At 65.3% G+C, this 21,860-nt stretch carries 23 protein-coding genes; 8 read left to right on the top strand and 15 right to left on the bottom strand.

What is annotated here, in order from left to right; genetic code table 11:
- Nucleotides 1–32: 32 nt before the first annotated feature.
- From I6F21_RS31040 to I6F21_RS31000, 9 genes are all read right to left on the bottom strand, one after another.
- On the bottom strand, nt 33–1,202 hold the full coding sequence (locus I6F21_RS31040) for a Gfo/Idh/MocA family oxidoreductase (RefSeq protein ID WP_225183987.1): 1,170 nt from the start codon (nt 1,200–1,202) through the stop codon (nt 33–35).
- A 145-nt stretch (nt 1,203–1,347) separates the two neighbouring features.
- A complete protein-coding gene (locus I6F21_RS31035; protein ID WP_225183986.1) occupies nt 1,348–2,193 on the bottom strand; it encodes a CmcJ/NvfI family oxidoreductase in 846 nt (281 codons plus the stop codon).
- A 313-nt stretch (nt 2,194–2,506) separates the two neighbouring features.
- Entirely contained in the window at nt 2,507–3,445 is a 939-nt protein-coding gene (locus I6F21_RS31030) for an ABC transporter substrate-binding protein (protein ID WP_109144907.1), read from the bottom strand.
- The gene (locus I6F21_RS31025) at nt 3,442–4,542 is read right to left on the bottom strand and encodes an LLM class flavin-dependent oxidoreductase (RefSeq protein WP_225183985.1); all 1,101 of its coding nucleotides are present in this window, start codon (nt 4,540–4,542) and stop codon (nt 3,442–3,444) included. The genes I6F21_RS31030 and I6F21_RS31025 overlap by 4 nt, the downstream gene beginning before the upstream one ends.
- A 20-nt stretch (nt 4,543–4,562) precedes the next feature.
- A complete protein-coding gene (locus tag I6F21_RS31020) occupies nt 4,563–5,735 on the bottom strand; it encodes an acyl-CoA dehydrogenase family protein (protein WP_074448139.1) in 1,173 nt (390 codons plus the stop codon).
- Nucleotides 5,729–6,526, bottom strand: coding sequence for an ABC transporter ATP-binding protein (locus I6F21_RS31015; protein WP_036006715.1), 798 nt, complete (start codon nt 6,524–6,526; stop codon nt 5,729–5,731). The genes I6F21_RS31020 and I6F21_RS31015 overlap by 7 nt, the downstream gene beginning before the upstream one ends.
- Nucleotides 6,520–7,542, bottom strand: coding sequence for an ABC transporter permease subunit (locus I6F21_RS31010; protein ID WP_225183984.1), 1,023 nt, complete (start codon nt 7,540–7,542; stop codon nt 6,520–6,522). Before I6F21_RS31010 ends, I6F21_RS31015 begins: the two co-directional genes overlap by 7 nt.
- Complete coding sequence (locus I6F21_RS31005) at nt 7,520–8,620, bottom strand: ABC transporter substrate-binding protein (RefSeq protein WP_225183983.1); 1,101 nt, start codon at nt 8,618–8,620, stop codon at nt 7,520–7,522. Before I6F21_RS31005 ends, I6F21_RS31010 begins: the two co-directional genes overlap by 23 nt.
- A 197-nt stretch (nt 8,621–8,817) precedes the next feature.
- Complete coding sequence (locus tag I6F21_RS31000) at nt 8,818–9,033, bottom strand: hypothetical protein (RefSeq protein ID WP_225172907.1); 216 nt, start codon at nt 9,031–9,033, stop codon at nt 8,818–8,820.
- A gap of 64 nt (nt 9,034–9,097) precedes the next feature.
- On the opposite strand from I6F21_RS31000, the gene I6F21_RS30995 reads away from it, so the two are divergent.
- Nucleotides 9,098–10,078 (top strand): ABC transporter substrate-binding protein, encoded by a 981-nt coding sequence (locus tag I6F21_RS30995; RefSeq protein WP_225183982.1) that lies wholly within the window; start codon nt 9,098–9,100, stop codon nt 10,076–10,078.
- 121 nt (nt 10,079–10,199) lie between these two features.
- Here I6F21_RS30995 and I6F21_RS30990 read toward each other — a convergent pair whose 3' ends face one another.
- Nucleotides 10,200–10,661: a hypothetical protein gene (locus I6F21_RS30990; RefSeq protein ID WP_109144913.1), complete on the bottom strand. Its 462-nt coding sequence runs from the start codon at nt 10,659–10,661 to the stop codon at nt 10,200–10,202.
- 341 nt (nt 10,662–11,002) lie between these two features.
- Here I6F21_RS30990 and glgC point away from each other — a divergent pair, with 341 nt between their 5' ends.
- The 3 genes from glgC to I6F21_RS30975 are packed head-to-tail and all read left to right on the top strand — an operon-like array spanning nt 11,003 to nt 14,008.
- Complete coding sequence (gene glgC / locus I6F21_RS30985) at nt 11,003–12,265, top strand: glucose-1-phosphate adenylyltransferase (protein WP_036006706.1); 1,263 nt, start codon at nt 11,003–11,005, stop codon at nt 12,263–12,265.
- A complete protein-coding gene (gene glgA, locus I6F21_RS30980) occupies nt 12,262–13,716 on the top strand; it encodes a glycogen synthase GlgA (RefSeq protein WP_225183981.1) in 1,455 nt (484 codons plus the stop codon). The genes glgC and glgA overlap by 4 nt, the downstream gene beginning before the upstream one ends.
- 31 nt (nt 13,717–13,747) lie before the next feature.
- Entirely contained in the window at nt 13,748–14,008 is a 261-nt protein-coding gene (locus I6F21_RS30975; protein ID WP_225183980.1) for a SemiSWEET transporter, read from the top strand.
- Nucleotides 14,009–14,055: 47 nt separating this feature from the next.
- On the opposite strand, the gene I6F21_RS30970 is transcribed toward I6F21_RS30975, so the two are convergent.
- Entirely contained in the window at nt 14,056–14,850 is a 795-nt protein-coding gene (locus tag I6F21_RS30970) for a class III extradiol ring-cleavage dioxygenase (protein ID WP_036006697.1), read from the bottom strand.
- Nucleotides 14,851–15,004: 154 nt separating this feature from the next.
- On the opposite strand from I6F21_RS30970, the gene I6F21_RS30965 reads away from it, so the two are divergent.
- Entirely contained in the window at nt 15,005–15,184 is a 180-nt protein-coding gene (locus I6F21_RS30965) for a hypothetical protein (protein ID WP_036006694.1), read from the top strand.
- 7 nt (nt 15,185–15,191) lie between these two features.
- Here the strand turns inward: I6F21_RS30965 and I6F21_RS30960 are convergent, their stop codons facing one another.
- Nucleotides 15,192–16,676 (bottom strand): carboxylesterase family protein, encoded by a 1,485-nt coding sequence (locus I6F21_RS30960; RefSeq protein ID WP_225183988.1) that lies wholly within the window; start codon nt 16,674–16,676, stop codon nt 15,192–15,194.
- Nucleotides 16,677–16,755: 79 nt separating this feature from the next.
- Nucleotides 16,756–17,004 carry a hypothetical protein gene (locus tag I6F21_RS30955; RefSeq protein WP_036006688.1) on the bottom strand — a complete coding sequence of 83 codons (249 nt, stop codon included), beginning with the start codon at nt 17,002–17,004 and terminating at the stop codon, nt 16,756–16,758.
- A 191-nt stretch (nt 17,005–17,195) separates the two neighbouring features.
- On the opposite strand from I6F21_RS30955, the gene I6F21_RS30950 reads away from it, so the two are divergent.
- The 3 genes from I6F21_RS30950 (at nt 17,196) to I6F21_RS30940 (ending at nt 20,698) form a co-directional block, all read left to right on the top strand.
- A complete protein-coding gene (locus I6F21_RS30950; RefSeq protein WP_225183979.1) occupies nt 17,196–19,883 on the top strand; it encodes an alpha/beta hydrolase fold domain-containing protein in 2,688 nt (895 codons plus the stop codon).
- Nucleotides 19,884–20,020: 137 nt separating this feature from the next.
- Nucleotides 20,021–20,293, top strand: coding sequence for a hypothetical protein (locus tag I6F21_RS30945; RefSeq protein ID WP_036006682.1), 273 nt, complete (start codon nt 20,021–20,023; stop codon nt 20,291–20,293).
- Nucleotides 20,294–20,377: 84 nt separating this feature from the next.
- The gene (locus tag I6F21_RS30940; protein ID WP_036006679.1) at nt 20,378–20,698 is read left to right on the top strand and encodes a hypothetical protein; all 321 of its coding nucleotides are present in this window, start codon (nt 20,378–20,380) and stop codon (nt 20,696–20,698) included.
- A 319-nt stretch (nt 20,699–21,017) separates the two neighbouring features.
- Here I6F21_RS30940 and I6F21_RS30935 read toward each other — a convergent pair whose 3' ends face one another.
- Nucleotides 21,018–21,173, bottom strand: coding sequence for a hypothetical protein (locus I6F21_RS30935; RefSeq protein ID WP_167361678.1), 156 nt, complete (start codon nt 21,171–21,173; stop codon nt 21,018–21,020).
- A 103-nt stretch (nt 21,174–21,276) separates the two neighbouring features.
- Nucleotides 21,277–21,795, bottom strand: coding sequence for a septal ring lytic transglycosylase RlpA family protein (locus I6F21_RS30930; RefSeq protein ID WP_036025042.1), 519 nt, complete (start codon nt 21,793–21,795; stop codon nt 21,277–21,279).
- Nucleotides 21,796–21,860 lie beyond the last annotated feature (65 nt).

Raw genomic sequence — 21,860 nt, 5'->3', positions numbered from 1 at the left:
TCCCCCTCCAGGGGAGGGTAAGCGCGCCTCCCCTACAACACCACCCGTCTTCCCTCCTCCGCCGCCCAATATCCCGCGTAGTTCACCTTGATCGTCTCATAGGCCAGCGCGAGGTCCGACAGCGGCTGGCGTCCGGTCGCGACGCATTCCATGAAGTCCTGGATCTCCTGCAAATAGCCGCGCGTCCATTCCTCCTCGAGGCAGACATATTGCCAGCCGGTTTTGCGGTCGACCTTCTCGGTGACGTAGACGCCCGCGAGCTTCTCCTCGCTGGTCTGATAGCTCATCAGATGATTGTTCGGCGTGATGTTGGCGAACAGGGAGCCGCCGCTGGTATAGGTCTCGATCAGATTGCGCACGCCGCCCATGATCATGTCGCCGGAGAAAACCGTCGCCTTGGTGCCGTCGGAGAAGGTGGCGGTGAGTGTGCCCCAGTCCTCGACGTCGACGGGATTGGCCTTGATGTAGCTGCGCTCCTCCGGCTTGAGCCCGGCGGTGACGTTGCCGACATCGCCGGTGACGCTGGCGACGCGGATGCGCTCGCCGCGCGCCCTGGCCTCGACCTGCTTCAGATACAGCACGGCCGAAAGCGGATGGCAGCCCATGCGGATCAGCGAGCCGCCGCCGGTCATCGCCCATTGCGCAGCATGCGCGGCGTGCGAGCCGGAATGGCTCTCCTCGCCCTTCATGAACAGGATCTTGTCCTTGGTCGCCCTGATGATCTCGGCGGTCTTGGTCACCGCCGGCGCGTAGATCCAATCCTCGGCATACATGAAGAGTTTTCCGGTGCGCTCGATCGCGGCCCGCGTCCTGTCCATCTCTTCGATCACGCGCTCATACATCAGCGCCTTCGGCACGTGCTTGCCGATCGGCTGCCGATCGCCCTCGCGGCCGAAATAGCCGGCGAACGGCTTTTCGCAGATGACATGTTTGCCGGCCTGCATGGCGCCGACGATCATCTCGGCATGAAGATTGGGCGGGGTGCAGATATCGACGACGTCGAGATCGCGGTCAGCGATCAGCTCGGCGAAGCTCCGGTAAACTCGCGGGATATTGTGATGCCCGGCAAATGCGACGACCTTGTCGCCGCGCGCGGCGACCGCCGCGACCTCGACGTCAACGCCATAGACGCGCCGGAACGCATACATGTGCAGCTCCGACACGAAGCCGCAGCCCACGAGTCCCACCCTGATCCCAGTCATAGCGCCCCCTTTGCGTTGGGCGGCACTATAGCGCGCCTTGACGCCTAATCCACCGAGACCCCGCACCACGCCGGCGCTCATCATGCCGAGCGCGCGGGCGGCTGGAACCCTGCCGGGAAATGCCCGGCAGGGCCATCACACTTCGTTACTGCCGGTGGAACACCAGCGTGCGGACCTCGATGCTTTCGCGGGGCGCGGCATCGGCCGGCGTCGTTGGATCGACGAACGCGGTGTGCGGCCCGAAGCGGGTGCGGCCGTCGGTTGCGGAATCGTAGCACTTCAGCAGCAACGCCTCGTCCGGCGTCATCTCCGGGAAATAGAACCAGCGGTGGTTCGGATTGTATCTCACCGAATAGGTCTCGCCGCGGCGGTTGGGATAGATCAGATCGGAAGCGACGAGATCGTCGGGCGCCACCGTCGTGCCGTCGGCCATGGCGAGCGGTGAATCCCGCAAAGGCCCGCGGATCGGCCGCCACAGATTGATCACCTGCACGCGCCCCTTGAGCAGCTCTTCGGCTTCATCAGGCAGATGCTCGCGCACGCGGTTGGCCCCGGAGATTGCCGTCTGGTCGACATGGACGCGCGTGGCCGGCTGGCGCGGGCCGCCGTCGCGGATGTCAGGCGCGCCTTCGACACGCTTGCGCACGGTGTGGTCGAAGATGACGACGCGGTCGGCCTTCAGCGTCGCGCGCAGGAACGCCTCGACCGCTGGATAGTAGACGCTGCGGATTTCCTCGTCGTTGTAAAAATCCTTCACCTGGGTCGGATGACGCACCAACGCAAAGCCCTCGCGATCCAGCGAGAAGTTCTGCGCGATCAGCCGCGCATCGAAGATCGGCACCTGATGCGGCTCCGGCAGCGAGGTGGTTTTCGGCTCACCCGGCGGCGGATCGAACGCGTAGGTGCGCGGCTTGCCGTCGATCGGTGCGAGATAATTGAGTTCGGCGGTGACGAAGGGAAGCGATTCGATTTTTGTTTCTTGCAGGCCCATGGCCGGTCTCCCGATGTGGTCGTCGGATTGATCTTTGCGGGAGTGCGCCGTGCCGCAAGAGCTGCGGCGCAAATAGCAATGAGGGTGTTGCCGGGCGGTGAGAATGCAGAAGGAATCTTTCGAAGAAGGCGATTGCGCTGGAACGTGCTCGTCGCGCTTCACGAATGCTTGAGTGACTCGTGAGCTCTCACACCCACAGTCGTCATTCCGGGGCGCCCGAAGGGCGAGCCCGGAATCCATCGAGCCGCAATGTCTGTCGATGAATGGATTCCGGGCTCGCGACTTCGTCGCGCCCCGGAATGACGACGGAGCATTACAACCCCACCTTCGCGATCGCGTCCGTGAACGAGCGATCGACGATCTCCGCGGCATCCAGCCTCTGCTTGATCAGGCCCCAGCGAAAATAGAGGTCGATCGTCGCCTGCTCGTCTTTGACCACGCCGTCATCGATCGGCGCGATCCTGATCTTGGCGCGTGACAGCCAGTTCTGCGGCACGGCGGTGGGGATGTTCATCAACCTGCCCCAGGTCGCTGCATAGCTGTCGATATTGTTTAGCGACCAGGCCCGCGCCGCGGTGAGGCGGCGGATGAAATCGGTCAGCTCGGCGCGCTTGTCCCTGATCGCGTCGGGCCGCGCTACCTGGAAGCTCAGCCCCGGCGTCAGCCCTTCCGAGGTGATGACGCGCCGCGACTTGAACAGCACCTCCTCCTGGCTCACATACGGCTCCCAGGTCGACCATGCATCGACCGAGCCTTGCGTGTAGGCGATCTTGGCGTCGGACGGCGCCAGGAACGCGATCTGGACGTCGTTCGCGCTCCAGCCGTTCTTCTCCAGCGCAGCAAGGATCAGCTGATGGCCGATCGAGCCGCGGCCGGTCGCGATCTTCTTACCCCGGAGATCGGCAAAGCTCTTGATCGGCGAATTCTCGGGCACGAGGATGGCGAGCCCCTCGCGCGTCTGCCGGATAGCAGCGATCGCCTTCACCGGCGCGCCCGACGCGGCGGCGAAGGTGAAGGGCGCATCGCCAACGAGGCCGGTCTCGATCGCGCCGGCGCTGAGCGCTTCCAGAAGCGGCGCGGCCGCCGGAAACTCCCTCCACTCGATCTTGTAGGGCACATCCTTGAGCACGCCGGCCGCTTCCATCACGGCCTGCGCATTGCCCTTCTGGTCCCCGACACGGAGCGTGGTTTGCGCAGCTGCGACTTCGAACGAAGCGAACAGCAGCGCGCCGGCCAACATGAGGCGGATCATTCTGCGGCCTCGCCGCGAACAGCCTGGCGCTTGGCGACCAGCTCGCGTGTTAGCGGGATCAGCTCCCGGCCGTATTCGATGCTATCGATCAGCGGATCGAAGCCGCGGATTAGGAAATGGCTGATGCCGAGATCGTAATAGTCACCGAAGACCTCCGCAACCTGCTCGGGCGTGCCGACCAGTGCCGTGGTGTTGCTGTTGGCGCCGGTCAGCTTTGCGATCTCGGTCCAGAGCCGCTTGTCGATGCGGCTGCCCTGATCGGCGAGCGCGAGCAGGCGCCGTGCGCCGGCGGTGGCATGCCCGTCAGCGGGCTTGCGATAGCCGGTCTTGTCCTGGAGCGCGGTGGCGCGCGCGAGAATTTCCTCCGCCTTCTCCCAGGCCTGCTTCTCGGTCGGTGCAATGATCGGCCGCACCGACAGGCTGAAGCGCGGCGTCGGCCGCCCCTGCCGCACCGCGGCGTTGTGCACGCGCGAGGTGATATCGCGCACCTGCGCGTAGGATTCGCCCCACAGCGCAAAGGTGTCGGCATGCTTGCCAGCGACGTCGATCGCCGCATCCGAGGCGCCGCCGAAATAGACGCGGATGCCTTCGGGGCGATACGGCTTCACCTGCGAGAAGGCGTTCTCGACCTGGTAGTACCTGCCCTTGTAGCTGAACGGCTTGTCGCTGCTCCATTGCAGCTTGAGCACGTCGAGGAATTCAGAGGTGCGGGCATAGCGCTCGTCCTTGTCGTCGAGCGTGTTGCCGTCTTGCCGCAGTTCGGTGGCGTTGCCGCCGGTGATGACATGGAGCGCGACGCGGCCGCGGGAAAACTGGTCGAGCACGGCGAACTGCCGCGCCAGCAATGTCGGGGCGGTAAAGCCGGGCCGCTGCGCGATGAGCACGTTGAGCCTCTCGGTGTGATTGAGCACGTGCTGGGCGACCTGGAGCGCATCGGGCGAGGTCGAATGAAACGCCAGCAGCGCGCGGTCGAAGCCGGCATTCTCATGCGCCTTCGCCACCGTCTCGATATGGGTCGGATTGAACACCAGTCCTTCCCGGACGATGGTCTCGGACGAATTGTTGTTGCTGATGAAGCCGATGAACTCGATCGACATGATCGTCTCCCTGTTGATCCCTAGAGGCCGAGTGCGAGGCGGCCGAGGCCGATGCGCGTGGAATCATCCTGCGGCGTGTGCACGCGGCCGCACAGCACGTCGCGATAATGCCGCTCCAGCGGATTGGCGCGGCTGAGCCCGTGGTTACCGGTCAACGACAGCGCGTCCTCGACGACGGCAACGGCGTTGTTGGTCACGGTCAGCTTGATGACGTTGGATTCACCGGCAGAGAGATCGACGCCATCGTCGAAGTCGCGGGCAGCCGTGTCGATCAAACGTGCGTTGACCGCAAGCCGCGCCTCGATGGCCCCGACGATCTCCTGCGCGCGGGCTAAGGTCGCCAGCGGCGCGCCGAGGCTGGCAGGCACGCGCTGCTTCAGGAAATTGATCAGCCAGTCGCGCGCGGCGCGGGCAACGCCGTCGTAGATCGCGGCGATGAAGACGGTGTGCACAGTCTGCTGCGTAACGTCGAGCGTGCGCCAGTCCGCCGGCTTGCGCAAATCGACCTCGGCGTCGAGCGGGACCACGACGTCGTCGAAGATGACGTCGTGGCTGCCGCTGGCGCGCAGGCCGTGATGGTCCCAGGTCTGGACGATGCGCGTGCCCGGCAGGCCCGCCGGCACCAGGAACTGGCCGACGCGCGGCTCCGCCTCGTCGGTGCGCGCCCAGACCAGGTACCATTTCAGGATCGGCGATCCCGTCGAGTAGATCTTGTGGCCGGAGAGGCGCCAGCCGGTTTCGGTGCGCCGCGCGATCGTCGCCGGCAACCCTCCGCGCGCAGGCGAGCCGAGCTCCGGCTCCACGCGCAGGGCGTTGATGAGCGCGATGCCCTCAACACTTTCGCGCGCGAGCTTGCGCGACAGTCGCGCCGGCCAGTTCGGACTGCGCGCCATCACGAGATGATTGATGTAGTGCATCGACAGCACCAGCGCGGTCGACGGATCGGCCTTGCCGAGAATGCCGAGCACGCGCGCGGCATAGCGCGCGCCGGCACCGGCGCCGCCATGAACCGCCGGCACCGTCAGAGACAGCAAGCCTGCCTCCGAGAGCTCGCGAAAATTCTCGAAGGGAAAGCTGCCGAGCCGGTCGTGCTCGGCCGCGCGCGCCGCAAAGCTTGTGGCAAGCGTCGCTGCGCGGGCGATGTAGTCGGGCTCGCTGTGAGCCGTGCGGCCCTTGGCTATGGAGGTCACCATGTGGCATCTAACCCCAACAGCCCGAGGATCTGGCGACGCAGGTCGGCCAGATACGGATCGCCGCGATGGCGCGGATACGGACGGTCGACGCGGATATCGGCCTTCACCCGCGCGGGACGATCGCTGAACACGATGACGCGGTTGGCGAGCACCAGCGCCTCCTCCGCATCATGCGTCACCAGCAGTGTGGTAAACCCCTTGCGCTGCCAGAGCGCGACGAGCTCGGCCTGCATGGTGATACGGGTCAGCGAGTCCAGTTTTCCCAGAGGCTCGTCCAGGATCAGGATCTTGGGATCGTTGACCAGCGCCCGCGCCAGCGCGACGCGCTGCGCCATGCCGCCGGAGAGCTGGTGCGGATAGGCGTTGCGGAACGGCGAAAGCCCGACGAGGTCAAGCGCGTCATCGACGCGCTGGCGCTGGCTCCTCAAAATGCCCTGGGCCTCAAGGCCAAGGGCGACGTTGTCCCAGACCGACCGCCAAGGAAACAGGGTCGGATCCTGGAACACGACGACGCGCGAGGGATGCGGGTTCCTGATGCGCTCCTCGTCCTCCCGCAGCCTTCCCGCCTTCGGCTTGTCGAGGCCGGCGATCAGCCGCAGCAAGGTCGACTTGCCGCAGCCGGACGGGCCGAGCAGCGCGACGAACTCGCCGGGCTCGACCGAGATGCTGACGTCGCTCAGCACCGGCAGCTCGGTCCCATCGATGTCGAAGGCGTGGCTGACCTGCTCGATATCGAGCGCGGCGCCGGTGGCCGGATGCGTGACCGCTTCGGCGAGAGCTGTGGCTACCATTTGACGGTCCCCTTCTGCCAGACCAGAAGGCGATCGCGGATCGCAAACAGCAGCGTGATTGCGCCGGAGCAGAGCAGCGACATCACGATCAGCGCTGCATACATGTTGGCGTAGGCGGCCCAGCCCAGCGCCCATTGCAGGTACCAGCCGAGCCCGGCCTTGACGCCGATCATCTCGGCGACGACGAGCACGGCAAAGGACGAGCCGAGCCCCATGAACAGGCCGACGAACACGTGCGGCAACGCGGCCGGGATCGCGACCTTCAGCACCAGGAACGAAGGCTTTGCCCCCAGCGTGCGCGCGACGTCGTAATAGGCGTTGCTGACGCTCGCGACGCCCGACCAGGTCAGCACGGTAACCGGGAAGCCCGTTGCCAGCGCGATCAGGAAGGTCGAGGCGCTCCAGCTCGACGGAAAGGTGAAGAAGGCGATCGGTAGCCAGGCGGTCGCCGGCAGTGGGCCGATGAAGCGCAGCACCGGATGCACCCAATAACCGACCGCGCGCGACCAGCCGATCGAGACGCCGGTTAGAAAGCCAATCGTGGCGCCGATCAGATAGCCGCCGAGCTGGAGCTTGATCGAGGCAAGGACGCTGTCGAGCAGCTTCGGCAGATCGTCGGTATAGACCTCGATGATCGCCTGCGGCGGCGGGAAGAACGGCAGCGGCAGCCAGGCGAATTTTGCCGTCGCGACCTCCCACACCGTCAGGAACACCCCGAGCGCGACCAGCCATGGCGCGCGCTTGTGCAGCGCCTGTCCTGCCGATCCCAGATAGTCGGCCCCGACGGTGCCGAACAGCGCGAGCGCCGCGATGATGAAGGCGGCGATGCCGAGTGAATGCGTGCGCGACCAATCGCCGACATCCTGCCACCACAGGCAGGACAGGCCGAGGGCGATCCAGGCGACGCTGGCGAGAACGCCGGCGCCGGACTCCCGGATCCAGCTCGCCAGCAGCGGCACGCGCGAGGTGCGCGGCGCGCCCGAGGCAAGGCCGTCAGACAGCGAATACGTCGACATAGATGCGCTCCGCGAATTTGGCGGTGTCGGTGCTCTGCTTGAAGACCTGCACGCTCTTGAGGTCGTCGGCGTAGGCCTTGAGCTCGCGCTTCAAGATCTCGCCGACGGGATGATGATGGTGGGTGTGGTAGCGCACCATGCCCTCGATATCGGCGAGCGTCGCCGCCTTCGGCGCATAGGGCTGGAACGATTTCGCCGCGAGCGTCGCATTCTGCGCGGTGAACATCGCAGCATCGAGCAGCGCCTGGGTGATGGCGCGCGCGACTTGAGGCTCTTCGCGCACGAGCGAGCCGCGCAGGCCGAGGATGCAGCAGCTCTTCTCGCGGTACTCCCCATCGAGATTTGAGGCGACCTCCTTGTACTGTGTGTCCTTGAGCCAGAGATAGGCGAGCGGATCGGACGACAGGAACGCCTGCACCTCGCCCTTCTCCACGGCAACGTTGAGCAGATTGCCGGGATAGGCGCGCCAGTCGACGTCCTTCACCGGATCGATGCCGAGTTTGGCCAATTGGATCGAGAAGAAGTTCTTGTCGGGACCGGCGAGATCGCCGACCGCGACGATCTTGCCCTTGAGGTCGGTCAGCTTCGAGACGCCGGAATCGGTGCGCGACAGCACCCGCATGCAGCCGCCATGGGTGCCCGCGGCGATCTTGACGTCAAAACCCTGCTCCAGCGGCTTCAGCCAGCGCAGCGCCATGCCGAGACCGGCATCGCTTTTGCCTGTCGCGATGGCCTCGAGCAGCTGGTCGGTCGAGCCGGAATAGTTGACGAGCTCGACGTCGAGATTATGCTTCTTGAAGAAGCCGTGCTCGATCGCGACCGGCACCGGCGCGAGGCAGACGGCGCCGGCATTCCACGACAGCTTCAGCTTGCGCGGCGCGCCAGTGAGCGCGGGTGCGTCAGAGGCCGTGCGGCACAGCGGAAACTCGGAGAAGTCGACACCCGGCACGATCGCGGGCGGTGCGAAGGCCTGCGCACCCAGCGCGCCGAGCGGCGCCGCGAAAGCGGCGGCAAGCCCTGCCTGAAGCATGTGGCGCCGGTCGAGTTTCGATCCGCTGCGCTGGTTGTCGTTGTTCATCAGCCCCTGGCTCCTGCGCTGGCGCGGCTCCGCCTCGTGCGCAACGGGTCGCGTTGCGCATGTTCCGTGCGGAGCTGCGTTGAGAGAAAATTGTTCCGTCGGCGCTTCCCGCGCCACGTTGATGCGATGCGCAAATCATGCGGCGCGTTCGCGGCATCGTCAATGAAATGGATTTTCGAATGTTGCGCGCAGGAAAGTCATTTCTCTCCACCCGCGCATGCGGGAGCGATGAAAGGATTTTCGCAGATGCATGGGCGCTCAAGTTCAAGCGCGACGCCCTTGACTGCCGCGTCCTTGTCCAGTTCGGCCGTGCACGCTGTGTATTCTCGAAAGCAGCGCTCCGCTGAAACGTCATTGCCTGAAGCGCGCACAATACGGTTGGCCATTTCATTGACGGCGTACCGCGCGCTCATAGACTTGATCGTCTCGCTGCATCGTTTGCTCACCCCTCGTGAGCGACGCAACAAGACGGATCCAATGAGCATCAACTCTCACGACCATTCCATCACGCGCCGGCTCGCCACATCGCTGCTCGCCGCCGCCATCATGCTATCGACCGCTGCCTCATCCCTCGCCGCCGACATTGTCGTGCTGCGCGTCGGCGACCAGAAGGGCGGCAACCGCTCGCTGCTCGAAATCTCCGGCTATGCGAAGGACCTGCCCTACAGAATCGAATGGTCGGAATTCCCGGCGGCCGCGCCGATCCTCGAAGCGCTCAATGCCGGTGCGCTCGACGTCGGCTACACCGGCGATCTCTCGTTCCTCTCGGTCTATGCCGCGGGCGCGCCGATCAAGGCGATCGGCGGCACGCGCTCGGATGCGAAGACGCAGGCCATCCTGGTACCCCAGGATTCGCCGATCAAATCGGCGGCCGACCTCAAGGGCAAGCGCCTCGCCGGCACACGCGGCGGCTGGGGCCAGTTCCTGATCGATGCGACGCTGGAGAAGGCAGCGATCAAGCTGGAGGATGCGACCTTCGCGCCGCTCGGCCCGGTGGATGCCAAGGTCGCGCTGCTCGCCGGCTCGATCGACGCCTGGGCGGTATGGGAGCCCTACGTCTCGTTCGCGACGTTGAAGGACAAGGCTCGCGTCATCGCCAACGGCGAAGGGCTGACGCCGACCATCACCTTCATCGTGGCCTCCGACAAGGCCATCGCCACCAAGCGCGCGGCGGTGCAGGACCTGGTGCAGCGCTTGAACAAGGCGCGGCTGTGGTCGCTCGATCATCTCGGCGAGTACGCCAAGAACACGGCCGAACTGACAAAACTGCCGGAGGACGTGCTGCTGTCGGCCTACACCTCGCAGCGCACCAGCCCGATCGTGATCGACGAGAACGTGGTCAAGGAGGTGCAGGAAGCCTCCGACCGCGCGACGCGCTACGGCATCCTGCCGAAGAAGCTCGACGTCAGCAAAGCCGTCGAGCGCAGCTTCACGGCTGCGGCCGTGGGATCGAATTAGGCGACGGCGGGATGCGCAGGCTTCGCCTCAGGCCAGGGCCATTGCATCTCGCCGCGATCCTGCTCATGCATGTTGCATGCATGAGCCTGATCGTGTGGCTGTCATTCTAGCCGCGCGGTGCTCACCAATAGGCGCGGTAGTAGGGACGGGGATAAACACCGAACGGGCGGTGATAAACCCGGTACGGCCGGTAATAGCCATAGCTGTAATACGGACGGTACGGCCGATAATATCGCGGATAGACCGGTGCGTAGCCGTAGCCGCCGTAATAGGCGGGGGCGTAACCATAGCCGTAGCCCGGATATCCATAGCCGTAGCCGCCATAATAGGGCCGGCCATAATAGCCGTAGCCGTAAGGAGACCCCGCGGCGATGGCGCCGCCGATGAGCGCGCCGGCTGCGAGACCGCCGAGGGCAAAGCCCCAGCCGCTGCCGCGCCAATGCACCGGTGTGACATTGTCACCGGCCGCAGCCTTCATCGTCGCAACGTTGGTCGGCATCGGGGCCGCCGTGGCCTGCCCGATCTGGGCCACCATGACCACCCCGGCCAATGAACAGGCAATCGCCGTCTTCCAGATCCTCATCGTCCTACTCCCTGTCTGACCTTTCGCTTGGAAAAAGGATCGCAGCGTCATGATCGGACATCCTTGCGCCAAGTCAAAGCATTGAATTTCAAAGCCTGGAGTTTGCGTGCACCGCACAAGACGCTTGCCTCCGTTCTGATCAACCGGTGCCCGGCGACGTCATCGCCTGTGACAGCCGAGCGACGGTGGCTGAGGCCCGATCACCCCGGCAAGGCATTAAGCTTCCCGTGCATTCGCAACCAACAACCACCTTCACGATTTACTATTCGTGCCGTTACTATCGGTTCCAATGTGCGCGGCCGGGAGGCTTCTCGCGAGCGCCAGAGTTGTGGGAGGATCACATGAGTGCCGCGAGACCCGAGCCGCTTGCCCGTCAGGCGCTGGCGTTTGTCCTGGCCGGAGGACGCGGCAGCCGCCTGCTGGAGCTGACCGACCGCCGCGCCAAGCCGGCGGTCTATTTCGGCGGAAAGTCCCGCATCATCGATTTCGCGCTGTCGAACGCGGTGAACTCCGGCATCCGCCGTATCGCGGTGGCGACCCAATACAAGGCGCACAGCCTGATCCGGCACCTTCAGATGGGCTGGAACTTCTTCCGCCCCGAACGCAACGAGAGTTTTGACATCCTGCCCGCCAGCCAGCGCGTCTCCGAGAGCATGTGGTATGTCGGCACGGCGGACGCGGTGTACCAGAACATCGACATCATCGAATCCCACGCCTGCCGCTTCATCGTCGTGCTGGCCGGAGACCACATCTACAAAATGGACTACGAGGTGATGCTGCGCCAGCACGTCGAGAGCGGCGCCGACGTCACCGTCGGCTGCCTGGAAATGCCGCGGACCGAATCTTCCGGTTTCGGCATCATGCATATCGACGAGAACGGCTGGATCCAGGAGTTCCTGGAGAAGCCGAAGGATCCGCCGCCGATGCCGGGCAAGCCGGACGTCTCGCTCGCCAGCATGGGCATCTACGTGTTCGACGCGAAATTCCTGTTCGACCAGCTCAAGCGCGATGCCGAGGACCCGAACTCGAACCACGATTTCGGCAAGGACATCATTCCCTACCTAGTCAAGAACGGCCGCGCGATGGCGCACCAGTACTCGACCTCCTGCGTCCGCTCGGGCAGCGACACTCGCGCCTATTGGCGCGACGTCGGCACGGTCGACGCCTATTGGGCCGCCAATATCGACCTTACCGACGTGGTGCCCGAGCTCGACCTGTTCGACCGCGCCTGGCCGATCTGGTCCTATGCCGAGATCACGCCGCCGGCGAAATTCGTCCATGACGAGGAGAGCCGGCGCGGCCAGGCGGTGAGCTCGCTGGTCTCCGGCGGCTGCATCATCTCCGGCGCCTCGCTGCGCCGCTCGCTGCTGTTCACCGGCGTGCGCATCAACTCCTACGCCAATGTCGAGAATGCCGTGATCATGCCTTACGTGAGTGTCGGCCGCGGCGCCCGCTTGAGGAACGTCGTGATCGACCGCGGCGTCGAGATCCCGGAAGGGCTCGTCGTCGGCGAGGATCCCGAGTTCGACGGAAAGCGCTTCCGCACCACCGAGCAGGGCATCTCGCTGATCACCCAGCCGATGATCGACAGGCTCAATACATGACGCCTGTTCGCGTCCTCGCGGTCGCCTCTGAAGTCTATCCCCTCGTCAAGACCGGCGGCCTCGCAGATGTTGCGGGCGCGCTGCCGGTTGCGCTGAAGGCGCATGGCGTCGAGATGCGCACCTTGCTGCCGGGCTATCCCGACGTGATGCGCCTTTTGTCCGGCACAGAGGAACTGCGGCGCTGGCCCGATTATTTCGGCGGTCCCGGCCGGCTGCTGGCGGGTTCGCATGCCGGGCTCGATCTGTTCGTGCTGGACGTGCCGCATCTCTATGCGCGGCCAGGCAACCCCTATGTCACCACTGACGGCGTCGACTGGGCAGACAACGGCGTGCGCTTCGCCGCGCTGTCGCGCGTGGCGGCCGATATCGGCCACGGCCTCGTGCCGGCCTTCGTGCCCGATGTCGTGCATGCCCACGACTGGCAGGCGGGGCTCGCGCCGGCCTATCTGCACTACGACAATCGTCCCCGACCCGGCACCGTGATGACCATCCACAACATGGCCTACCAGGGCAAGTTCGCCCCTGAGCTGATCGGATCGATCGGCCTGCCCTGGCATGCCTTCAACGTCAACGAACTGGAATATTTCGGCGGCATCAGCTTCTTGAAGGCCGGCTTGAGCCTTGCCGATCGCATCACCACGGTATCGCCGACCTACGCGAAGGAAATCCAGAGCGACGAAGGCGGCATGGGCCTCGGCGGCCTGCTTCGTGAACGATCGAGCGTGCTGAGCGGCATCCTCAACGGCATCGACACCGAGGTCTGGAATCCGCAAACCGATCCGCACATCGCCTACCGCTTCGGCGCGGAAGACCTGACATTCCGGGCCGCGAATAAGGCGGTGCTGCAGCAGCAGTTCAATCTCGATTCCTCGGACGAAGCGCCACTGCTCGGCGTCATCAGCCGCCTGTCGTGGCAGAAGGGGCTCGATCTCCTGATGGAGGCCATCCCGACCATCCTGCGCGAAGGCATGCAGCTCGCGCTGCTCGGCAGCGGCGACCGCGATCTGCAGGATGGCTACCAGGCCGCGGCCCGCGCCAATCCGGGCCGGATCGGCGTCGTGATCGGCTATGACGAAATCCTGGCGCATCTGATCCAGGCCGGCTCGGACGCGCTGATCGTGCCGTCCCGCTTCGAGCCGTGCGGCCTGACCCAGCTCTGCGCGCTGCGCTATGGCGCGGTGCCGATCGTCTCGCGCGTCGGCGGCCTCGAAGACACCATCGTCGATATCGGCGAGGCCGACGCGTCCGGCCACGATGCCACCGGCTTCAAATTCGCCCCCGTGACGGCGGATGCCCTCGCCGGCACGCTGCGCAAGGCCAACACCGCCTTCCACGACAAGCTGACCTGGCGCCGCCTGCAACGCAGCGGCCTTGCGACCGACGTCTCCTGGCGTAATCGCGCCGGCGACTATGCCTCGCTGTACCGCGATCTCATGGCGGCGCGCGCGTGAGGCAGAGCCGAATCCATGCTATAGAGCCGACATGGACCCCTTCGCGATCAAGCTGCTCGGCTTTGCCGCCGCCACCTGCACCACCGTCGCCTACGCGCCGCAGTTCATCAAGGTCTGGAAGACCCGCTCGGCGCGCGACATTTCTCTCGGCATGTTTCTGGTCATGATGCTGGGCCTCGCGCTCTGGCTCATCTACGGCCTGCTTTCAGGCGATGCCCCCCTGGTCGCGGCGAACGCCGTCACCATGGTTCTCGCCGGCGGCATTCTGGTGATGAAGCTGAGATATGGGTGAGGCTTTCTTCGCCTCTCCCCGCTTGCGGGACGACGGAGAAGAGATCATTACCCAAACACATACGAGGCCATCGCCACATGCGCGACCTCGTCGACGAAGACGCGCCGTCCGACGTCGCTTCCCGCAGCACCGGCCGCCACCATCAGCGGCAGCAGATGATCCTCGCGCGGATGCGCAAGGCGTGCGCTCGGCGCGTTCTCCCAATCGACCAGCATGGCATTGCGGCGCGCCGCATCGGGGTTGCTGATCGCCTCGTTCAGATAGGCCTCGAAATCATACGAGACGGGCTTGGACTCCGGACGGTTGAAGCCGCGCATGTTGTGATAGGTCAGGCCGCTGCCGACGATCAGGATGCCTTCGTCGCGCAAGGATGCGATCGCCTGCCCCACCTTGACGTGCTCGGCCGCGTCATAGCTGGACTTCAGCGACAGCAGCACGATCGGCATGTCGGCATTCGGATACATCAGCCCGAGCGGAACGAACGTGCCGTGATCGAAACCCTGGTCGGGATCTTCGCGGCAATCGAGGCCGGCATGCGTGAGCAGCGCCTTCACTTGCGCGGCAAGCTCGGGCTTGCCCGGCGCCGGATATTTGATGTGGTAGGTATGCTCGGGGAAACCGTAATAATCGTAGACCATCGGTGGATGCGGCGAGGTCGACACCGTGAAGGCGTCGGCTTCCCAATGCCCGGTGATGACCAGCACGGCCTTCGGCCTCTCGGGCAGAAGCTGCGGCAAGTTCGCGAACGCCTCGGCGGTCTTGGCATATTGCACCCGCCTGTCCTCCATGAAGGGCCAGGGGCCGCCGCCATGCGACAGGAACAGGGTCGGAAGTCGCGTCATCGGCTCGTCTCGTTGACAACAGGCACGTGCGAGCGGTCCGCACGATCGGCGATGAGCATAGGCAAAGCGGCATGGTTAGCAAGTCGTTAACGATTTGCCGCCCAGAATCCCCGCTGGGCCGAAGCAGTCGGCCTGAAGACAAGTGAGACGTACGATGAGGAAGTTTGCGCTGGGGGACGTCGTCAACAGTGACAAGGGCCGCCGCGGTGTCGTCCGCGCCGCCTTCAAGTCGCGGGATGGCCAGCAGTTCTATGCCGTCGAGAAGGACGGCGCGATGGATTATCTGGAGGAAGACCGGCTCAGCCCGGCGCCGCGCGTCGAGCTCGCGGCTTAAATCCGCTTCATCTCCTGCCCTCATTTGCGAGCCGGTCGAGACGATCCGCGATCGGATCGTCGCCGCTCGCGATGCCGTCGTTCGTGATCAGCAGCAGGCGATCGCCGCTGGCTGCGTCCCAGCGTGGCAGGTCGGGACCATGTAGGTCGGGACCATTGGGATCGCCACTTCGGGCGAAGTTTGTCCAATAGGCGCGCATGCGGCCTGCGACCTCGCGGTCGCGCCGCGACAGGATGCCCGCACCGGGCACGCCTTCCGCACCGAAGATGAACTGCAGCTCGCGCCCGTGGCCGACGTCCGGATTGGCGCGCCTGGCCTCCGGCACATAGGCGAAGCGGTAGCGAAAGGTCGGCGCGCCGCCTGCCGCGTGCAGACGTGCCAGCAGCCGCACCGGCTCGGAAAAGACCTTGTCGGTGTAAATTCTTGCCGCGAGATCCGAAGGACTGGCGAGATCGGGATAGAGCTTGCGCAATTCGCCGTCGCCCGCGCCCGGCGGCGCAAGCTCCCCCTTGATCGCGGTCTCGTTCTCCAGGCCGGTCTCGTCCTCGTTCGAGCCGATGATTAGGGGAATGCGGCTCTGGCGTCCGGCCGCAAAGCCCGCGGCGAGGTCCTCGGTCGCGAGACGTCCATCCATCATCGGTGCAAAGCTGTGCGGCGATGTCTCCAGCAATTGTTTCTCGGCGGCCAGCAGGCGCCGCGGCTCGACCGCGCGCAGATCCGTCTTCGGCGAAAGCGCGGCCACGAAGAGCCGGCCGATGGCCTCCGCCTCTTCCGCCGAACGCAGGCGCGCGCGGCCGGGCACCGATTGCAGAATGGCCTTGTGGAACAGATTGCGCGCTTGCGCGGACAGCATCAGCAGTGCAATCGATGTCGCGCCTGCATCGCTGCCGAACAGCGTGACGTTATCAGGATCGCCGCCGAAGGCCGCGATGTTGTCGTGCACCCAGTGCAGCGCGGCGATCTGGTCCATCAGGCCGAAATTGCCGGAGCCGGCGTCCGACAGCGCGGGATGCGAGAGCCAGCCGAGCACGCCGAGGCGATAATTCACGGTGACCACGATGAGGCCCGCCTGCGCCAGCTTGGCGCCAACGAACAGCGCATCGTTCGCGGTGCCCGTGACGAACGCGCCGCCATGGATGAACACCATCACCGGCAACGGGCCGTCGACCCCGAAAGGACGAAACACGTTCAGCGTCAGGCAATCCTCGCTCGCCGCCGGCAGCGCCGGCTGAAGGCACGGCGCGCCGTAATCGTAGGCGGTGCGCATCTCCGAGCTTTCGGTCGTCGGCTGCGGCGGTTGCCAGCGCAACGCGCCGAGCGGCGGCGCCGCGTAAGCCAGCCCCTTGAACGAGGCCACCTCGCCTTCCACGGCACCGAGCATCTGCCCTTCACGGGTCAGCGCGAATGGAAACTGCCCGACCGGCTGGGCGACGGCCGAGCCGGCGCCACACAAGACTGCAATAGCCGCAACGAATGCAAGCAGGGCCCGCATCTTCGCAACGATCTCGATGAAGGGTTTTGGCAGGTTATGTCCGAAGCCGTCGGCGAGGCAACCCTCGCGCGCCTTGAGCCTAACCGCCTTTGCCAATCAGCTCCGCGAGCGCGTGGCGCGCGACGATGCCGAGCTCGCCGAGCGTGGAGTGTCCCGCCCGCGCCGCCTCGATCAGGCGCTCGGCGATGAACCTGCGGCTGTCGTGATCGCCGCCATGCGGCAGTTGCCGGCACGTCTGCTCGAGGACGACGTCCATGTTCGCTTTGGTGCGTTCACTCAACTCTGTCATGACGCCCGGGCGGTACGCGTGGCTTGTAAGCGCAAGCATACACAGAAGGACGATGGCTGATTACCCCGGGCGATCACGGCCATTGTGCATCGCGGTGCGTGTGGTGCCGCAAGATTCGCGCGGTCACGAAGCCGCCGCAAACGACCACCCTAAGATTGCACTTGCTCTAATGACAAGCTGAGCCTGCGGCGATAGCCTGCCGCCAAAACAAGACATCCGGGAGGAATACCATGCCTGACGCAATGGTTGCCACACGTGCCTCCGATGGGCGCGGAACCGCTCAGCAGGTCGATGTTGCCGTGGTCGGCGCCGGATTTGCCGGCCTCTACCTTCTCCATCGCCTGCGCAAGACGGGGTTCTCGGCAGTCGGGCTCGACGAGGCCGGCGATGTCGGCGGCACCTGGTATTGGAACCGCTATCCTGGCGCGCGCTGCGACATCCAGACCATCGACTACAGCTACACGTTCGATCCGGAGCTCGAGACCGCCTGGACCTGGTCGGAGAAATACGCGACCCAGCCCGAGATCCTGCGTTACCTCGGCTTCGTCGCCGATCGCTACGATCTGCGCCGCGATATCCGTTTCAAGACCAAGGTCACCGAAGCCAGATGGGACGAAGCGTCCGGGCGCTGGCTCATCACCACGGACAATGGGCCACCCGTCTCCTGCCGCCATTACATCATGGCGACCGGTTGCCTCTCCGCGCCAAAGCCGCCGGAGATCGACGGCGTCAAGGACTTCAAGGGCGAGGTCTATTTCACCGGGCGCTGGCCGCATGACGGCGTCGATCTCACCGGAAAACGCGTCGCCGTGATCGGCACGGGCTCCTCGGCGATCCAGTCGATCCCTGTGATCGCCGAGCAGGCTGCGCATCTGACGGTGTTCCAGCGCACACCGAATTTCGCGTTGCCGGCGCACAACGGCCCTGCGCCCGCGGACCGCATGAGCCTGTTGCAGAGCGACCGCGCGGCCTATCGCGAGCAGGCGCGGCAGTCGATGGCCGGCGTGCCCTATCCGCAGCAGACGGTCGTGAGCTGGCAGCTCAGCGATGCCGAGCGCCGCGAGCGGTTCGAGCGCGCCTGGGCCGCCGGCGACCTCGTCCACATCCTGACGCAGCTCTGGGCCGACCAGGCCGTCGACGTCGACGGCAACAAGATCGTCCAGGATCTGATCCGCGAGAAGATCCGCGCCGCCGTCAACGATCCTGAGACCGCCGCGGCGCTGATGCCGGACGACCATCCGTTCGGCGCAAAGCGCCCCTGCCTCGAGACCAATTATTACGCAACCTACAACCGGCCGAACGTCACGCTGGTCAATCTGCGCAAGGAGCCGATCAAGGCGATCACCGCGAGCGGCATTTCCACGAACGGCCGCAGCTTCGACGTCGACGTCATCGTCTTCGCAACCGGCTTCGACGCCATGACCGGCGCGATCCGTGCCGTGCATCCGATCACCGGGCGCGGTGGCAAGTCGCTGTCCGATGTCTGGGCGCAGGGGCCGCAGACCTATCTCGGCCTCACGGTCGAGGGCTTCCCGAACTTCTTCATGATCACCGGACCCGGAAGCCCGTCGGTGCTGTCGAACATGGCGGTGTCGATCGAGCAGCATGTCGACTGGGTGGTCGATCGCCTTGCGTCGCTGCGCGATGCCGGCTTCACCACGATCGAGCCGACCGAGACGGCGCAGGCCGGCTGGAACAGGCACATGGCCGACTGCTCGATGCTGACGCTGCACCGGCTCGCCAACACCTGGTACACCGGCGCCAACGTGCCCGGCAAGGTGCAGGGGCTGATGCCCTATACCGGCGGCGTCGGCCCTTATCGCAGCATCTGCGACGAGGTGGTCAGCCGCGGCATGCTCGGCTTCAAGCTCACCGGCCCCGATGGCGCCGTCCAATGCAACGACGGCGAGGTGGTGCGCCTGCAGCCGGACGTGCGGCTGGTGCTGAACCTGCTCGCCTCGCTCAACCTGCCGCCGATCGAGTCGATGGGCGCGCTCGGCGCCCGCGCCTTCGTCAACGAGTTCAACAAGGGCCGCCCCGCGGGTCGGCCGATCGGCGAGATCGTCGACGGCACCCTGCCCGTCGCCGACGGCGCGCTGCCCTACCGCGTCTACAAGCCGGCGACGCCGGGACCGCACCCGGTCGTGGTCTATTTCCATGGCGGCGGCTGGGTGCTCGGCGACGAGCAATCGGACGAGCCGTTCTGCCGCGACATGGTGCGGCGGACCGGCATGATGTTCGTCAGCGTCGGCTATCGTCACGCACCGGAGCATCGCTTCCCGACCGCCGCCGAAGACGGCTATGCGGCCACGCGCTGGATCGCCGAGCACGCCGCCGAGCTCGGCGGCAGGCCGGGCCCGGTGCTGGTCGCCGGCTGGAGCGCCGGCGGCAACATTGCGGCCGTCACCTGCCAGCTCGCGCGCGACCGCGGCGGGCCCTCGATCGCCGGCCAGCTTCTGGTCTGCCCGGTCACCGACTGCAGCTTCGATCGGCCCTCCTACAACGAAAACGGGACCGCCTACTTCCTGACGCGCTCTCTGATGTACTGGTTCTGGGACCTCTATTGCTCGCCGGCGGACCGCACCGACCCGCGGGTCGCCCCGCTGCGCGGCAAGGTTGCCGGCCTGCCGCCGGCCCTCGTGGTCACCTGCGAGTTCGATCCGCTGCGCGACGAGGGCATCGCCTATGCCGAGGCAATGGCCGCAGCGGGCGTGCCGGTCGAGCAATTGAAGGCGCGCGGCCACTTCCACTCGTCCTTTGCGATGGTGGACGTGGTGATCACAGGCGTGTCGGGACGGGTGCAGATGGCGGAGGCCTTGCGGCGCTTCGCCGGACTGCCGCCCAAGGTCGGCAGCAGTGACGGTCAAGGAGATGGTCACCCCAGCCCGCGGCACGAGATCGCGGCGGCGGCGAGCTGACTCAGCCACGAGGCGGCCGGGAACCTTTTCCCGGCTGCCGCGTTGGCTGACCTGTGGCATTGAGATGCAGCGACAGATGTATGGGCCCCGGCACGCGAGCACGTGTGCTGGGGTCGTGTTTTGCGTGAGGCAGGGCGATGGGGGACGTGGTCGGGGATTCAAAGGTCAATTTCGGCGCGCTTGCGGTGCTGCATAAATGGCCATCACTTGCCAATCAGCGCCAGCCTGACCGGGAGCCCTACCAGCTCATCGAAGGCACGCTCGACGATTGCATCTCGGCTTTCATGCAGAAACCGGCGACGACCCGGCACCTCTACGAGATCCGCACCGTAGCGCAGCCGCCGCTCGTCACCGAGATCCTCTCCCCCGAACACGTCCTCGAGCTGTCGCGCTTGAGAGAATTTCTCTGACGCCCTTCACAAGCGTGCGAGCAGGAACCTTCTTCCGGTTCTTCCCGTTGTCAGGGATCAAAGCAATGACGTGAGCGCCTCGAGATGTTTGACGCCGGCGTATCATCACCGATCGTGCCTTACGGAGCGGACCAGACCCTGTTCGTGGTGGTTGATCGCCGTGACGAGGCGACCGAAATCCGCATCGAGCGCAGCGATCTCGACACCACGATCGGCGAGCTCGTCGCCGGCTGCTTCAATGACCCGATCAAGGTGATCTCGTTCAACACGCTCGAGCACTGGATGAAGGATATCTCGTGCGACGTCGCCGGCGAGATCCGCGCACGCTGCGACATCTATGGAATAGAGCTCCCCGATTATCTCAGCGACTTCATCGAAAGCCATTCCCAAAGCGCGATGAAATGAAGCTCACTTGCCGAAAAGGACGGAGGTGCGCTCCCTCCCTGCTTGCGGGAATGACTATCGCATTTGGGAGTTTTTCTCTGCGGCCATCCTTCGAGACGCCCGCTTTGGGCGGGCTCCTCAGGATGAGGGCGGAGTGCGCGGCAGCAGTTCCAACGAGCACTGATGCTGATTAGCCTCATCCTGAGGAGGCGCGTCAGCGCCGTCTCGAAGGACGAGGCGTGCGCGCAGGCCGCCGCCACAAGTCATATCCGATAGCCCTGCGCTTGCGGGAGAGGGAGTGCACCTCCCTTGTAGCAATCGAACCTGATCGCATCGTGCTTTAGTTGCGGCGGCGTTTGCCGGCGATGACCTCGATCTCGCGGCGGCGTTCGCCCGCGAAGGTCAGCAGCTTTTCGATCGTCAGCGTATCCGTGATCCGTTTGGCGAGCCGCTCGGCACGCGCAGCCTGATCTTCGAGATGCTGGATCGTGTTCAAGCGTCGCCTCCCCCAAAGCCCCGAATTGTGCGGACAGCCATGGTGCTTGAGAAGCCGCTAACAGCCGGTTAAGCGCGCCCGCACGGTCGCGACGCGTGGCGCCCTATTGCACGACTTCAAGCCTGACATTGGTAATGCCCTTGTCGACCATGCCGAGCGCCTCGGCGGCCGACGGCGAGATGTCGACCACGCGTCCGCGCACGAAGGGCCCGCGATCGTTGACCCTGACCGTAACGAAACGGCCGGAGGAGGTCTCGGTAACGCGCAGCTTGGTGCCGAACGGCAGGGTGGGATGCGCCGCGGTCAATTCGTTCCTGTCGAACTTCTCGCCGCTCGCGGTCTGCGTATCCGAATAGAAGCTGGCGATGCCGTGCGAAGCGGTTTGCTTTGCGTCGCGGGCGGGGACGCGCGCCCGGCTGATCGGGCGTGGATGCAGCGCCGCCACCCGGTGCGGGCGCTCGACCGCGGCTTGCCGGGTCGTTCCGGCGAGATCGGCTTTCTGACGGCCGACCGGCGATTGCGAGCAGGCAGCGAGCGATGCGGCGCCCAAGACCGCGAGCAATAACCGGCTCGAGCTCGCCAGCGACATCCGGGCAGTTTCGGCACTTGCAATGCGAGACATGATGCGCCCTCCGAACAACCCCAAGTTTCGGTGGGCAATGAGGGCAGAACCTTGTCGGAACAAAA

It is taken from the genome of Bradyrhizobium sp. NBAIM03 (genome assembly GCF_020194055.1).
GTDB classification, from domain to species: Bacteria; Pseudomonadota; Alphaproteobacteria; order Rhizobiales; family Xanthobacteraceae; genus Bradyrhizobium; species Bradyrhizobium yuanmingense.
This window is presented reverse-complemented; position numbering and strand designations above follow the sequence as displayed.